Source organism: Clostridium saccharoperbutylacetonicum N1-4(HMT) (assembly GCF_000340885.1).
In the GTDB taxonomy this organism is placed as follows: domain Bacteria; phylum Bacillota; class Clostridia; order Clostridiales; family Clostridiaceae; genus Clostridium; species Clostridium saccharoperbutylacetonicum.
Genome location: NC_020291.1, coordinates 3,107,405 through 3,121,439 on the forward strand (window position 1 = coordinate 3,107,405; position 14,035 = coordinate 3,121,439).

11 protein-coding genes are annotated in these 14,035 nt (G+C 28.9%); 9 read left to right on the forward strand and 2 right to left on the reverse strand.

Going from position 1 to position 14,035, the window contains the following annotated elements:
* Positions 1 to 183 precede the first annotated feature (183 nt).
* From CSPA_RS13965 to CSPA_RS14000, 8 genes are all read left to right on the forward strand, one after another.
* Complete coding sequence (locus CSPA_RS13965; RefSeq protein WP_015392951.1) at positions 184 to 558, forward strand: ArsR/SmtB family transcription factor; 375 nt, start codon at positions 184 to 186, stop codon at positions 556 to 558.
* Between the two features lie 23 nt (positions 559 to 581).
* Positions 582 to 3,029: a heavy metal translocating P-type ATPase gene (locus tag CSPA_RS13970; RefSeq protein ID WP_015392952.1), complete on the forward strand. Its 2,448-nt coding sequence runs from the start codon at positions 582 to 584 to the stop codon at positions 3,027 to 3,029.
* A gap of 328 nt (positions 3,030 to 3,357) precedes the next feature.
* On the forward strand, positions 3,358 to 4,353 hold the full coding sequence (locus CSPA_RS13975) for a sugar kinase (RefSeq protein WP_015392953.1): 996 nt from the start codon (positions 3,358 to 3,360) through the stop codon (positions 4,351 to 4,353).
* Positions 4,354 to 4,742: 389 nt separating this feature from the next.
* Positions 4,743 to 5,744 (forward strand): acyltransferase, encoded by a 1,002-nt coding sequence (locus CSPA_RS13980; RefSeq protein WP_015392954.1) that lies wholly within the window; start codon positions 4,743 to 4,745, stop codon positions 5,742 to 5,744.
* A 34-nt stretch (positions 5,745 to 5,778) separates the two neighbouring features.
* The gene (locus tag CSPA_RS13985; RefSeq protein WP_015392955.1) at positions 5,779 to 6,108 is read left to right on the forward strand and encodes a hypothetical protein; all 330 of its coding nucleotides are present in this window, start codon (positions 5,779 to 5,781) and stop codon (positions 6,106 to 6,108) included.
* A 168-nt stretch (positions 6,109 to 6,276) separates the two neighbouring features.
* Positions 6,277 to 7,062 (forward strand): helix-turn-helix domain-containing protein, encoded by a 786-nt coding sequence (locus CSPA_RS13990; protein WP_015392956.1) that lies wholly within the window; start codon positions 6,277 to 6,279, stop codon positions 7,060 to 7,062.
* A 243-nt stretch (positions 7,063 to 7,305) separates the two neighbouring features.
* On the forward strand, positions 7,306 to 8,307 hold the full coding sequence (locus CSPA_RS13995; protein ID WP_015392957.1) for an acyltransferase family protein: 1,002 nt from the start codon (positions 7,306 to 7,308) through the stop codon (positions 8,305 to 8,307).
* Positions 8,308 to 8,441: 134 nt separating this feature from the next.
* Entirely contained in the window at positions 8,442 to 9,239 is a 798-nt protein-coding gene (locus tag CSPA_RS14000) for an EFR1 family ferrodoxin (protein WP_015392958.1), read from the forward strand.
* A 95-nt stretch (positions 9,240 to 9,334) separates the two neighbouring features.
* On the opposite strand, the gene CSPA_RS14005 is transcribed toward CSPA_RS14000, so the two are convergent.
* On the reverse strand, positions 9,335 to 11,083 hold the full coding sequence (locus tag CSPA_RS14005) for an N-acetylmuramoyl-L-alanine amidase family protein (RefSeq protein WP_015392959.1): 1,749 nt from the start codon (positions 11,081 to 11,083) through the stop codon (positions 9,335 to 9,337).
* A 407-nt stretch (positions 11,084 to 11,490) separates the two neighbouring features.
* On the opposite strand from CSPA_RS14005, the gene CSPA_RS14010 reads away from it, so the two are divergent.
* Complete coding sequence (locus CSPA_RS14010) at positions 11,491 to 12,363, forward strand: N-acetylmuramoyl-L-alanine amidase family protein (protein ID WP_015392960.1); 873 nt, start codon at positions 11,491 to 11,493, stop codon at positions 12,361 to 12,363.
* Positions 12,364 to 12,437: 74 nt separating this feature from the next.
* On the opposite strand, the gene CSPA_RS14015 is transcribed toward CSPA_RS14010, so the two are convergent.
* Positions 12,438 to 13,688: a right-handed parallel beta-helix repeat-containing protein gene (locus tag CSPA_RS14015; protein WP_015392961.1), complete on the reverse strand. Its 1,251-nt coding sequence runs from the start codon at positions 13,686 to 13,688 to the stop codon at positions 12,438 to 12,440.
* Positions 13,689 to 14,035: the final 347 nt, after the last annotated feature.

Below are 14,035 nucleotides of genomic sequence, written 5' to 3' on the forward strand. Positions count from 1 at the left end.
TTGAACTTTTTTTTAAAATGGAATAAAAATAATATGTATATAATTAAGCATCTTTTTGCTCAATAAAATAAAATTTTTTAATAATTGATTTTTATTATTGACAAAATAATAAGAAGATTAATATAATATACATATGAACAAGTATTCATATATTCAAATATTCACAAGAAAAGAGTGATAAAGATGGAGAATAATAATAGCAATAATATTGAAGTTTGCAATTGTACAATAATTCATGAAGATATAGTTAGTAAAGTAAGAGGATCCATCCCGGAAGAGGAAACGCTTTATGATTTAGCAGATTTATTTAAAGTACTCGGAGATTCTACAAGAATAAAAATCTTATGTACGCTATTTGAAGCAGAAATGTGTGTTTGTGATATAGCAGCAGTACTTGGAATGACTCAATCAGCAATTTCACACCAATTAAGAGTTCTGAAACAAGCAAGGCTGGTAAAATATAAAAGAAGCGGAAAAGTTGTATATTATTCCTTAGATGATGAACATGTTAAGCATATATTTGATCAAGGATTGATTCATATATCTGAAAGAAATTAATTTTAAGTTTGGAGGATAAAGTTATGGAGAGTAATATAAAAATAGCACCTAGCACTGCTAAAGCTAAATTATCAAATGAAAACCATCTTAAACAAATAAAAAAAGAATTTATTTTAGAAGGACTTGGATGTGCTCATTGTGCAGCTAAAATAGAGGAAAAAGTTAATGAATTAGATGGAATTAATTCTGCAAATGTGAATTTCATGACAAAAACTTTAACCTTAGAAATGAAAGAAGCTAATGGAATGGAAGAGCTAATAAATTCTGTAACTAACGTTGTTACTAATATTGAGAGCAAGGTCAAGGTTAAAGAAAAAATAAATACAAAACTCTTGAAAAAAGAAATTTTACTTGAAGGTTTATGCTGTGGAAACTGTGCAGCAAAAATAGAAAGAGAATCTCAAAATATAGATGGAGTAAAATCAGCAGTAGTAGATTTTATAGCTACAAAGCTAATAATGGAAATAGATAGTCCATCTAAACAAAGTGCTATTATAGATGAGGTTGAAGGAATTGTTAAGAGGATTGAGCCAGACGTTAAGGTGGTTGTATTAAATAAAGATAATGCTTCAAAAAACTTGGAGGAACATGAAGAGGATGGACATCATCACCATGAAAGTGAAGGCAGTAAGAGTGAAATGATAAGACTTGCTATTGGTGCTTTGATTTTTGGAGTAGCAACTGCTATGAAATTTCCAAACTATATAGAATTAGTATTGTATTTAATAAGTTATTTGCTAGTAGGTGGAGAGGTGATTTTAGGTGCTTTAAGAAATATACGAAGAGGTCAAATCTTTGATGAAAATTTCTTAATGAGTGTAGCAACTATTGGCGCCTTTGCTATAGGAGAATATCCAGAGGGTGTAGCAGTTATGCTTTTCTATCAAATAGGTGAAATGTTTCAAGATATGGCGGTTAATCGCTCAAGAAAATCTATTACAGCACTTATGGATATTAGACCAGATTTCGCTAATTTAAAAGTGAATAACGATATTAAGAAAGTTGAGCCAGAAGAAGTTAAAATTGCTGATATTATTGTAGTTAAACCAGGTGAAAAAGTACCTCTAGATGGAAAAGTAATTGAAGGAAATTCTATGGTTGACACAGCTGCATTAACTGGTGAATCTGTTCCTAAAGAAGTAGGCATTGGGGATAGCATTTTAAGTGGAGTAATCAATAAAAATGGACTTTTAACTATAGAAGTTGAAAAAGAATTTGGAGATTCTACTGTTGCTAAAATCTTAGATTTAGTACAAAATGCAAGCAGTAAGAAGGCACCTACTGAAAATTTCATAACAAAGTTTGCTAGGTACTATACACCAGCAGTAGTTTTTGCAGCATTAGCACTAGCTGTGATTCCACCACTTGTTATAGAAGGTGCAACATTTTCAGAGTGGATTTATAGAGCTTTATCATTCTTAGTAGTATCTTGTCCATGTGCTCTAGTTGTATCTATACCTCTTGGTTTCTTTGGTGGAATAGGTGGAGCATCAAAAAATGGAGTACTTGTTAAGGGTGGAAATTACCTTGAAGCCTTAAATGATGTTGAAATGGTTGTATTTGATAAAACAGGAACTCTTACAAAAGGTATATTCAAAGTTACAGAAGTAAATGCTGAAAATAATATTTCAAAAGACGAACTTATAGCTTGTGCGGCTTATGCAGAAAATTACTCTAATCATCCAATAGCAGTTTCAATATTAAAGGCTTATGGCAAAGAAATAGATAAGGATAAAATTAAGAACTATGAAGAGATATCAGGTCATGGAGTTAAAGTTGTTATTGAAGGTAAGGAAATTTTGGCTGGTAATTATAAGTTGATGAACAAAGAAAATATAGATTACAATCAAGTTGAAACAATAGGAACAGTAGTCCATGTTGCAATTGAAAGAAAATATGCAGGATATATAATTATTTCAGATGAAGTAAAAGAAGACTCTGCAAAAGCTATGAAAGCCCTAAAGGCACTTGGTATTAAGAAAACAGTTATGTTAACTGGAGATAATAAAGCTGTTGGTAGTAAAATTGCTAAAGAATTAGGAGTAGACGAAGTTCATGCTGAATTATTACCAGATCAAAAGGTTGAAAAATTAGAATTATTATTTAAAGAAAAATCATCTAAAGGCAAGATAGTATTTGTGGGAGATGGAATCAACGATGCACCAGTTTTAGCTAGAGCTGATATAGGAATAGCGATGGGTGGAGTTGGGTCAGATGCGGCGATTGAAGCTGCTGATGTAGTTATAATGACAGATGAGCCTTCAAAAATAGCCACAGCAATAAAAATTGCAAAAAAAACAAGAAGCATAGTAATGCAGAATATAGTTTTTGCATTAGGTATTAAAATTATAATATTGGCTCTTGTAGCAATTGGTTTAGGAACTATGTGGGAAGCGGTATTTGGAGATGTTGGAGTTGCACTCCTTGCAGTTTTAAATGCCATGAGGGCAATGAAAGTTGATAATATGTAATATAGTAGTTATAGAATTTAATTAAATAATAATTAGTTATTAGAAGTAGATTAGGTATTTATTACTTGGTCTACTTTTTTATAGAATTCTAGAACTTTTGAATATAAATTCTAGAAGCCTTAATTTGAGAAGTGGCTTGTAAAATAAAGAGTGAAATATGAGACAATGAAAAATAAATTACTTATATATAAAGATTATTTTGATTTTTTGAGTAATTTAGTTTATAATGTTCACGTGAACAACAACAATTTGACGACTTGTCAAATGGAATAGAGATATTCTTTATAATTCAAAGAATATTAATTTATATTATATATGAGGTGGAAAAATGGGAAAAATAGTTACACTAGGAGAGATGATGCTTAGACTTTCACCATTAGGTTATGACAGATTCTCTCAAGCTAAACAGTTTAATGCATATTATGGAGGTAGTGAAGCAAATGTTTCAGTTTCACTTGCTAATTTTGGAAAAGAAACAAGCTATATAACTAAGCTTCCAGCTAATGATATAGCTCAATGTGCAATTAATGAATTAAGAAAATATGGTGTTGATACAAAAGACATAGTAAGAGGCGGAGAAAGAATAGGTATTTATTATTCTGAATACGGAGAATCACAAAGACCAACTAAGTTCGTTTTTGATAGAAAAGGTTCTTCAATGGCAGAAGCTAAAAGAGAAGATTTTGATTGGGATAAAATCTTTGAAGGTGCAGAATGGTTCCATTGTTCAGGAATAACTCCAGCGCTTTCAGAAGAATGTACTAAAATTACTTTTGATGCTGTTAAGGCAGCTAAGGAAAAGGGATTAACAATAAGTATAGATTTAAACTTTAGAGAAACTCTATGGGATAAAGCTTCATTTAGCAAAACTATAAGAGAACTTTTACCATATTGTGATGTGGCTCTTGGAAGTATTGAGGAGGCTCAAATGGCTTTAGGAGAAAAAGAAGATGAAAAAGCAGACTGTAAAGAAATACTTAAAAAGTTTGTTGAAAAATTCGAAATGAAATATGCTACAATAATTTTAAGAAACAGATTTACAGCTGAAAATGTAGATTGGACAGCAGTTCTTTATGATGGACAAACTTTTTATAATGCAAAGAAATATGATATACATGTTATAGATAACATAGGTGGAGGAGATGCTTTTGCAGCATCACTAATCTATGCAATAACATCAGGATATTCAACTCAAGATATAATAGAATTTGCAACAGCTGGTTCATGCTTAAAATATAGTATGATGGGTGATGCTAATTTATCAACAGTGGCTGAAGTTGAAAGCCTTATGTATGGAGATGCTACTGGTAAAGAAAAAAGATAATATTCTCAAGTTTTATAGAAAAGCTGCCTAAGGCAGCTTTTCTATTTTTGCACTTGTTTTCCATATTCATTTGAGGGAAGGGCAAAATTTTTAAAAAATATTATAAAAATGGCTTGTTTCTGAATATCCAACTGTATCTACTATTCCTTTAATAGATAGATATTTAATATGTGTTTATGTTCTAAATGTAATAAAAATATATTTGTCACAAGATGGTGACAATAAGCAAAGGAAATAATAGTAATATAGGGAAAATATCAATGAAATTAACTTAGATAATAATTTTAGTCAAATATTGAGAAAATTTGAGATTAGCAAGATGTTTTAATAGGGAATATAATATAATTGTCACTAAGTGGTGACACAAAATATTAAAGGAGTGATAACTATTGAGTAATAGAGAAAAAAATATTGATTCCTTAAGAGCCTTATGTGCCCTATTTGTAATAAGTGTACATGTTTGTGCACCTTACCTTACAGCCAATCTTAATGTTTTTAATTCAGACTTTGGGATTTCATCTACAATTCAAGTTTTTGCAAGAGTTGCAGTTCCTGTTTTTGCATTAATAAGTGGTAGGTATCTATTAAGTAATTGGGATGAAATGAGTTTAGCTGGCTTTTATAAAAAGAAATTTTCTAGAATTATAGTGCCTTTCATTTTTTCAATTATTATTTATGGCATACTAAGAATATTTGGTGAAAAGACTGCAACCTTTACATCTTATATTACTGATACTTTGAATGGGACTCCTTATGAACATCTTTGGTTTTTTTATATGATAGTTGGTTTATATGCAGTAACTCCAATATTATACAAAATCAAAAACAAACTTTCTGCTAAAGCTTTTAGAAATTTAGGATTTGTATTTCTTGTAATGGCAATAATAAGCGAAATGGTGCAAGGAGCACTTGGTTTTAAATATATTCCTATATTCTATTTTGTAGATTATCTTGGATTTTTTATAACAGGTTATACTTTGAAAGATTATAAACCAAAGTTCAATCCAAATATCTTACTTTTGATTTATTTATTACTCAGTATTTTGAGAGGAAGTCTTGCTTTAGTTTTACAGGCAAATGGCAACTTACTTTGGAGGTGCATGCATCTTTCTTCTGGACCAATAAACACATTAGCGGATATATATTTATATTTGTTTTTCAGTAATTTAAAACTTGAGAAATATAGATTAGCTAGTATAGGTAAATACACCTTGGGAATTTATATTATTCACGATATGTTTGTTCATGGAATAATGTATTTTACTAATAATACATTGACTGGAGTACTATTTGTTGATATATTCCTTTATTTAGCAATAGTCTTTAGTGTATCACTGCTAATAACAAAGTTAATGTGGAAATGGAGTTTCACAAGAAGAATAATTAAATAAAAAGGACTTAAGAATTATATGAGGAGGTTTTAGCATGGTTCTAGTAAACTGTGTATGGAAACAAGAAGAGATAATAAAAAATATAGAGGCTTTAGAATATAAAGGAGAGCAATTATTTAAACATGTGAAAACTGAAGGAATGAGAATGTATTTTGATTCTATATTAGAAGATATGGCACGAAATATAGATAAATCATCGTTTATGGAATATATGCTCATAATGAAAGCGATAATGGAGATTCCCGGAAGTGCAGCCCTTGCAGTTAGCGTTTTACCTGTTGTTAATAATAGCGTCTTTGAAGGTTATAAGTATACAGTATGCAGACCTAGTACACCAGTAAATAGCCAGAGACTTCTAAGGTAGAAGCAAAAAGAAAAAGGCGTAGAAATGAACATTTAAAGCTGATAGTTATGGCTGAACAATAAATTTAGTGTTATATTCAAAAATTTTATATTAGTAAATATAGTTATGAAGGTTTATAATAAAGTTGTCACTAAATAGTGACTATGTTATATAAGGAGTGATTTATTTTTGAATATTACAATTATTACTTCAGAAAATAGAAGACTATATCCAGCAATAATATATAGTCTTGAAGATAAAGAACAAAAGAACCCAATTCTTGATTTAGATGATATTTACGATTTATTATATAAAAATCAAAACATTTTAGTTATTTCAAGTCAATTTGATCAATATGGCAAGGAACTTAAAATATTCAATGGTGAATTGGGCAAATCAGATATAAAAGCAATGTTTGCATCAAAAGAGATTAAAGAAGGAAATGAATTAGATTCTGTCATGACTTTATCAGAAGCAGCTAAGAAATGGGGATTATCTAATGGATCAACTATAAGGAAAGCAATTGAAAGAGGAAAGTTTCAACCAAATGAAATAAAACATGCGGGTGATGTGTGGGTTACAACTTATTCAGCAATGGAAAGAGTATTCGGTACAATTAAAAATGAAGAAGATGCATATGTAATATATGATGATTTTGAAACGTTGTATTTTACTAAAGCCTATTGGGAGTATGCACAGTCAGCATATTTTAGTAATCCTGTAGTTGACGTTAAGACTGGAAATTTGGAAATGAAATATCAATATATAAAAGATGTATTTATTAAAGGGTTAAAGGCATTATGGGATAAGCAAAAGATAATTATAAAGAAAAGTAGATATAACGATGATATTAAACAGATAATTGGTACAGAAGAGGAATTTTACTTATATATTGAATTATTTCGAAGTCGAAGAAATTTATCGTCAGAATGGATTGATAGATTACTAAATGATTTAAAAACTTTTTCTAAATAAAAGTGTATTTTAACAGGAATTTAGATTTTATCTGGATTCCTGTTAATTTATAAAAGCAACAATTTTTCATAAGCATTTACGGACATTTCAATGGTAAGAATGTATAATTTGGAAGTTTTATATAACAATTTTCTATACGTTGCACTAATATATTGTTATAAGCAAGGGGGGATATAAATATGTTTATTAAGAGATGGCTAAGAAACATATTATAAAAATATATTATGTAAGGGGAGTTGTGAAATGGAAGAAGGTTATAGTGTTCATTATGGAATGGTTGATGTGTTACGTCTATTATTTGCAATTGCAGTTGTATCAGTTCATACAATGGCTTTTAAGTCAATAAATGAAGACTTATGGATTGCAACTAGCATGGGAATTTCTAGACTTGCAGTTCCATTTTTCTTTATAGTTTCAGGTTATTTTTTATATAATCGAATTAAATCAAATAAGGAACCTAAATCAACCTTAAAGAGATTATTAATACTTTATGCTTCATGGGTTGCTATAGAAACTGTTACATTAATTCCAATTGTTTTGAATAGTTTAAATATGCCGTTAATAATGATAGTTGAAAGGTTTTTGTTTGTTGGTATTACAGGAAGTCTTTGGTATATATCTTCTTTAATTATTACAATTTTTATAATAGCACCATTACTAAAAAGAGATAAAATAATACAGTTGCTTATAGTAGGATTTATTTTATATTTATTTGGAACAACTGGGGATACTTATTATAAATTTTATGAAAATACTATGATAAATCCATTAATTAAAGGTTATACTCAAGTATTCTTATTACCACAAATAGGTATTACTGAATCAATTCTTTTTGTAACTTTAGGTGCACTGATAAACAAGCTAAGATTAAGTGAAAAAGTTAAATGTGCGGGAAAACTCAGTATAATTTCAATAATTATATTGCTAATTGAGGCATTTGTATTAAACAAAACTGGGATAGCCAAAGATGCAAATATGTATTTATCTGCTATTTTTGCAGCTCCACTTATATTTATTTGGGCTATTAATTATAAGAGAAACATTTCAAATAATATTGCAAAAATATGCAAGGAATATAGTGTAGGAGTATATTGTTCTCATCAAATTATAATGATTGGACTTATGATGTTTTTGCCTATAGTTGCTGCTAATACTATGATTAGATTTATATCAACTTTATGTATTTCAGCATTAGTTATCACATTACTTAGAAAAACAAGAGCAAAAAAAATTCTTTTGAAATAGATATAATGAAATCCCCTGAATATGTTCGAGGGATTTTTTAATTTTGTAATTTTAGATTAATTGACAATTAATGAATGAACCTTGATAATAGCAATATAGATATATAGTAAGATTTAGAAATGAGGATGGTAATTATGGTATTTTATTTTTCTGGAACTGGAAATTCACTATATGTTGCAAAAAATATAGCTTTAAAACAAAATGAAGAAATTATTTCGATTGCAAAAGAAATTAATTTAAGTAAAGAAGTATATGAGTATAATTTAAAATTAAATGAAAAAATAATATTTGTTTTTCCAATATATTCATGGGCACCACCTAAAATGGTGTTAGAATTTATAGATAAGTTAAAAATTAATAATTATCAAGGAAATTATATAAGTTCAATTGCAACTTGTGGTGAAAATATAGGTAATACTATGGAATTATTAAGTAAAAAGTTGCAGGAGAAAAATTTGAAGTTAAATAGTGGTTTTTCAATAGCAATGCCGAATAATTACATTATATTTGGAGATGTATATAAAAAGGAAAAGAATGAAGAATTAATTAACAATTGTAATGTTATATTAGAGAATATAAATAACTTAATAAGCAATCTAGAAAGAGATAAATTTAATGTTGAAAAAGGTAGTTTACCTAAATTACTGACATTTATCATAAATCCAATGTTTAATAAATTTGCAATAAGTACTAAGAAATTTTATGCAAATGATGATTGTATAGGCTGTAAAGTATGTGAGAAGGTATGTAATAATAATTGTATAAAAGTAAATAAAAAACCGGTATGGGGAGAAAGCTGTTCTCAATGTTTAGCTTGTATAAATTATTGTCCTAAAAAAGCTATACAATATGGGAAAAGTACTTTAAATAAAGGAAGATATACAAATCCAAATATAAAATTAGAGGAAATGTTCGTACGCGGAGTTATATAAGTAAGGAATTAAAAAAGTATTGAAGAACAAAGTCTTCAATACTTTTTTAATATTTAGGTTGAGATTACTAATAAAAATTTTAAGCTATAACTTATTTATCCAATCCAAGCTCCATTTGAACCTAATTTGTATCCATTAACATAAGTATTAGCAAGCATAGCACCATTTTCGTTTAAGTAATACCATGCACCATTATCGTTTAACCATCCAATCTTCATTGCACCTGAAGGTTGTAAGAAGTACCAAGTACCTTTGTCATTAAACCAACCAGTTTTCATAGCGCCAGATTCACTTAAGTAATACCAATTTGTACCTTCTTTTATCCAACCTTTAGCCATTATACCATCAGTTTTCATATAGTACCAAGTACCATTATTAGAAAGCCATTGACCTTTAACTTGGACTCCATCATTATTGTAGAATAGCCAGCCGGCAGTAGTATTTACCCAACCTTTATTTACAGTTGGAGTATTATTATTATTTGTTGTTGAAACTTGTCCTCCTATCAATGAGTATACTTCTTGGCTTTGATTCCAAATAACGATATTACTGTCATCATAAACAAACATTTTATTGAAAGAACCATCAACTTTATATACTTTTATCCAATCTGTATTATCATCCCATTTATAGAGATACCCACCTGATAATCTCCATAAGTTTCCGTTAACATCTGTATCAATGGCGACTTTATTATCAATAACTTCGGCTACTTCACTTGATTGTTCACTTACATTTGTATAGTTATAAGAGCTTTTTGAACTTAATGTTATAGTTTTGGTTTTTATAGTATTTCCGCTTATACTATAATTAATTAATTTATCATTATAAATAGTATAGTTGTTAAGCAAAGTGTGATTTGAATCTAAAGCATTACCGTTGTCTTGTGAAATTATATAGCTAGTTACTGAATTAGCATATTTCACTCCATTTATATTACCAGAAGCTTGAGCTTTTGAAATTTTTTGAATAACATTAAAGCTTATACTACCAGGGACTGAAGCATCAAATATAGATTTCCCTGCAATAGTGACTCCATTTATTTTAGTTATTGCAACACTAGAATTTGATGATGTTACAGTGATTTTAGCTTTTCTATATATAAACTTACTGTCTTGACCAATAACATCTAAATTCGTTGAGCTAACACTGGCTGATATGATTTTAGTTGCACCTGCTCCATCATATTGATCATTAGTATTTAAAATAGTTGCTGTTTTTTCAGTAGAACCATTGTTTGTTGTAATTCTTAGGGATCCAATATTATAGTCTGCATCAATATAGTTTCCATTTTCATCAGTATAAACATTTAGTGAAGTTGCATTTCCATTAGTTGTTTTATCAGCAGTATATTGAATTCCATACCAAGGGGTAGAGAATTTATTACCTAATAGTTCTTTATCAGCTAAACTTTTTAGAGTTGATGCATCAGCTGAAGTATACCTTCCATCAGAATCACGTTTTATATTTTTTCTTAAAGCTGTTGCTGCATCATCTTCTGCATTTTCTTTAATAGATTTATCTGTTAGCGAGCCAGTAGTTAAATCAATAAAATATTTTCCGTTTTGAAGTGAAGCATACTTTGAACCATAATTTTCAACCGATGAACCACTGTCAATGTCTGATAAATTATTAAGCTTTCCATTTGATAAATAGTTGGCTGAATCTTCGCTATTATTAACATTACCATCAATATAAAATTTTCCATCTTTATAAGCTATTGCATTATATATAGTACCTTCTTGAGTATTGGTTTTCTTGTAATCAATTGCATTGGCAGGTATTGTTGAAATAATAGCTGCTGCAACTAAGAGTGATGCTGTTTTGCTCATTCCTTTTATCATATTAATTCCTCCATTTTTTGTTATAATTGCTGATTTTATAAAAATGAAAGCTTTATTTAACTTTCTTGCTATAATATACAATAGATCTTAATACAAAGGGGACTTTTTTTAGAAAAGAATCGAAAACAAAATGTTTTTGGTATACATTGTATAATTATGTGTTATTTATGATATTACAAATTAATGTTTGAATTTTAATTTGTATTTTATAAATTAAATAGAATTAAAAGTACCTGAAATGAATAAGAAAATTGTATTATGTAGTGATAATGTGGTATATTAGAACAGCAGTATTATTATTCTTTATTAATATAACAATAGTAATATAAGAAGAAAAATGAAAGTTTTAATTACATTATATATAATAAATTTATCTTAGAAGTATTAAAAATCAGGGAGAAGATGATATGAACAAAAACATTAAGAAAATTATTATTACTGCTTTTACGGTGATTATGCTTGGGGGGATTTCACAATTAAATAATTTAAAGCTCTTGTCAACAGAGGCTCATGCTGAAACTGGCAATTTAACAATAATTAAAATAAAAACATATAAAGAAGATGTATCGAAGACTTATAATGATGAAGTGCAAGGAGATGTATATCTAAGAACTCTTAGTATAAGTGATGGTGATTTGAGTTTTTCTAAAGAAAAAAATAGTTATGATGTTGAAGTTGATGATGGAATTAGTGAAATTGCTATAATTGCAAAACCAGATTGTGATAATAATGAATATGATAATTATGAAATTACAATAAATAATGTAATTGTTAAAAAGGATGATAAATTCAAAAAGATAGTATCGTTAAATAAGGGAAAAAATATAATAAAGATAACTGTTAAAAATAACAAGGATGAAAAGCGAACTTATACAATTAATATTACAAGAGCAAAAGCATCATCAGATAATGATAACCCTAATAATGAGGCAATTACAGCTTTAAATATAAAAGCAAACCAGTGGGTTATGGTTAATGGAAATTGGCAATATAATGATTCTCAAGGGAATCCAGTAAAAAACAATTGGATAAAAAATTACTATTTAAATGGAAATGGGAATGTAGCCACAGGATGGTTATATTATAGTGGAAACTGGTATTACTTGGGAGGCGATGGTGCTAAAAAAATAGGTTGGCAATTAGTTGGTGAAAAGTGGTACTATATGGATGCTGAAGGAAGAATGCAAACAGGTTGGATTAAAGACACGGATGGAAAATACTATTATTTAAACACTAATGGTGAGCTGACTTATAATAATTTAATTTATGAAAATAATTAGATCTTGATAAAATTTGAAGATATATAGTATATTACTCAGTAGGTTTTAAGACTGAGTAATATACTATTTTTTGTTTAGTTGAAACAGCCTAATCCCTTAAGCTTACTTTCATTTGTAAATTTTATAAAACTTATATCAGGTAAAGCTCCATCAGGTCCTCTATCTTTTGTAAGCTGGCTTGTGTCAAAACTTTGAAAATTATCAGCTGAAATCATTGAAGCATCGAGGTTCCATGAATTATTTGAATTATTTTCTGATGGAAGGTTAGCTTCATCTAAGGTATTATTTTTATAAGAAAGATTGTAATGTAAAACTTCTTTTGTACCTGGAACATCTATAGGATTGCTTATACTTTCGCATTCAACTATATTAAAGTTTCCTTTCTTATTATTATAAGCAGTGTTATTTGTCCAAATTGCTGATTGTCCTGGTTGATGATTAGCATAAAAGCCATGAGCGCCATTATTTACAGAAAGACAGTTTTTAACAGTATGGACTGGAGGCGTAAAATCTATTGCTTTTTTCCCCCAGCCACCAATCTTAAAACCATTAGAATCTCCTCCAGCATTCATATTGAAGGCCCAGCAAGAATCGAAGGTATTAGCACCTTTTGAACTAATACAATCATAACCATCATCACTATTGTTCCAAGCACGGCATTCTTTAAAGGTAACTCCATCTCCATGAGCTCCAAAGCCATCAATGTTTCCAATTGATATACCTTTAACACCAATATTATTATAGGAATCACATCTAAAACAAGCTCCTGTGGCATGTCCTGTAAAATAGAAGCCAATAGCTTGATTATCAGAACAAGTAACTTGGTTAAAAGTGGCATTTCCTTCTATTCTAAAACATTCAGATTGCTTTTGACCCCCTACAGGAACCCCTGTAACTTTTATTGATTGAAAAGTTACATCTTTTGCTGATGGTTTTATATAAAAGGCTGCTACACGTTTTGTAGTTGGCATATTTGAAAAATCAAAAACTGGAACATCACTTGAAGAATAAGCTTTGTATGTAATTCCACTTTTAGAAATTTCATTTACATAATTATAAATGGCATCTGAATCATTAATTGAAAAATTTTTATAAGTACCACCAAGTATGTAAACTGTATCACCAGAAGAAGCTGCCTCTTGTGCTTTTGAGAAACTTGCAAAGGGCTTTTCTAAGGTGCCAGGATTATTATCACTTCCATTTGTTGCTATAAAATAGCTTTTTGAAGTAACAGCAGGTACTGAAGAAGAGGTACATGCTGTTATTACTGTGCTTAATAAAATTGTAATGGAGCATAAACATAGTCTTTTTATTAATTTATTCATAAAAGTTCTCCTAACAATAATTTGTAATTTATTAAAATTAATAATACATATTAATTAAATGAAGATATGTAGATTATACAATAATTGGAGTTTGTTGCTAAAATATATGATAGAGGTATTATGTGAAATATAGGTGAAATTTATAAAAATTAATTCTATAATCATAATTTTATAATGAGTACAAACTTAACAGAATATTCATGAATTTTTTTGTTGACGTATATTGACACCTTATAATAAGGTATGATATACTACATACAACTTAGGGGAGTAGCTTACAAGCTATAGAGCCAACAGCCGGTATTTTAGATGCCTGGTTCTATACTCCATACGGAAAGCAAGACCTT

Coding starts and splice junctions, on each gene's coding strand:
- CSPA_RS13965 (WP_015392951.1), top strand. CDS start 184: ATGGAGAATAATAATAGCAATAATATTGAAGTTTGCAATTGTACAATA.
- CSPA_RS13975 (WP_015392953.1), top strand. CDS start 3,358: ATGGGAAAAATAGTTACACTAGGAGAGATGATGCTTAGACTTTCACCA.
- CSPA_RS14010 (WP_015392960.1), top strand. CDS start 11,491: ATGAACAAAAACATTAAGAAAATTATTATTACTGCTTTTACGGTGATT.
- CSPA_RS14005 (WP_015392959.1), bottom strand. CDS start 11,083: ATGATAAAAGGAATGAGCAAAACAGCATCACTCTTAGTTGCAGCAGCT.
- CSPA_RS13995 (WP_015392957.1), top strand. CDS start 7,306: ATGGAAGAAGGTTATAGTGTTCATTATGGAATGGTTGATGTGTTACGT.
- CSPA_RS14015 (WP_015392961.1), bottom strand. CDS start 13,688: ATGAATAAATTAATAAAAAGACTATGTTTATGCTCCATTACAATTTTA.
- CSPA_RS13970 (WP_015392952.1), top strand. CDS start 582: ATGGAGAGTAATATAAAAATAGCACCTAGCACTGCTAAAGCTAAATTA.
- CSPA_RS13985 (WP_015392955.1), top strand. CDS start 5,779: ATGGTTCTAGTAAACTGTGTATGGAAACAAGAAGAGATAATAAAAAAT.
- CSPA_RS14000 (WP_015392958.1), top strand. CDS start 8,442: ATGGTATTTTATTTTTCTGGAACTGGAAATTCACTATATGTTGCAAAA.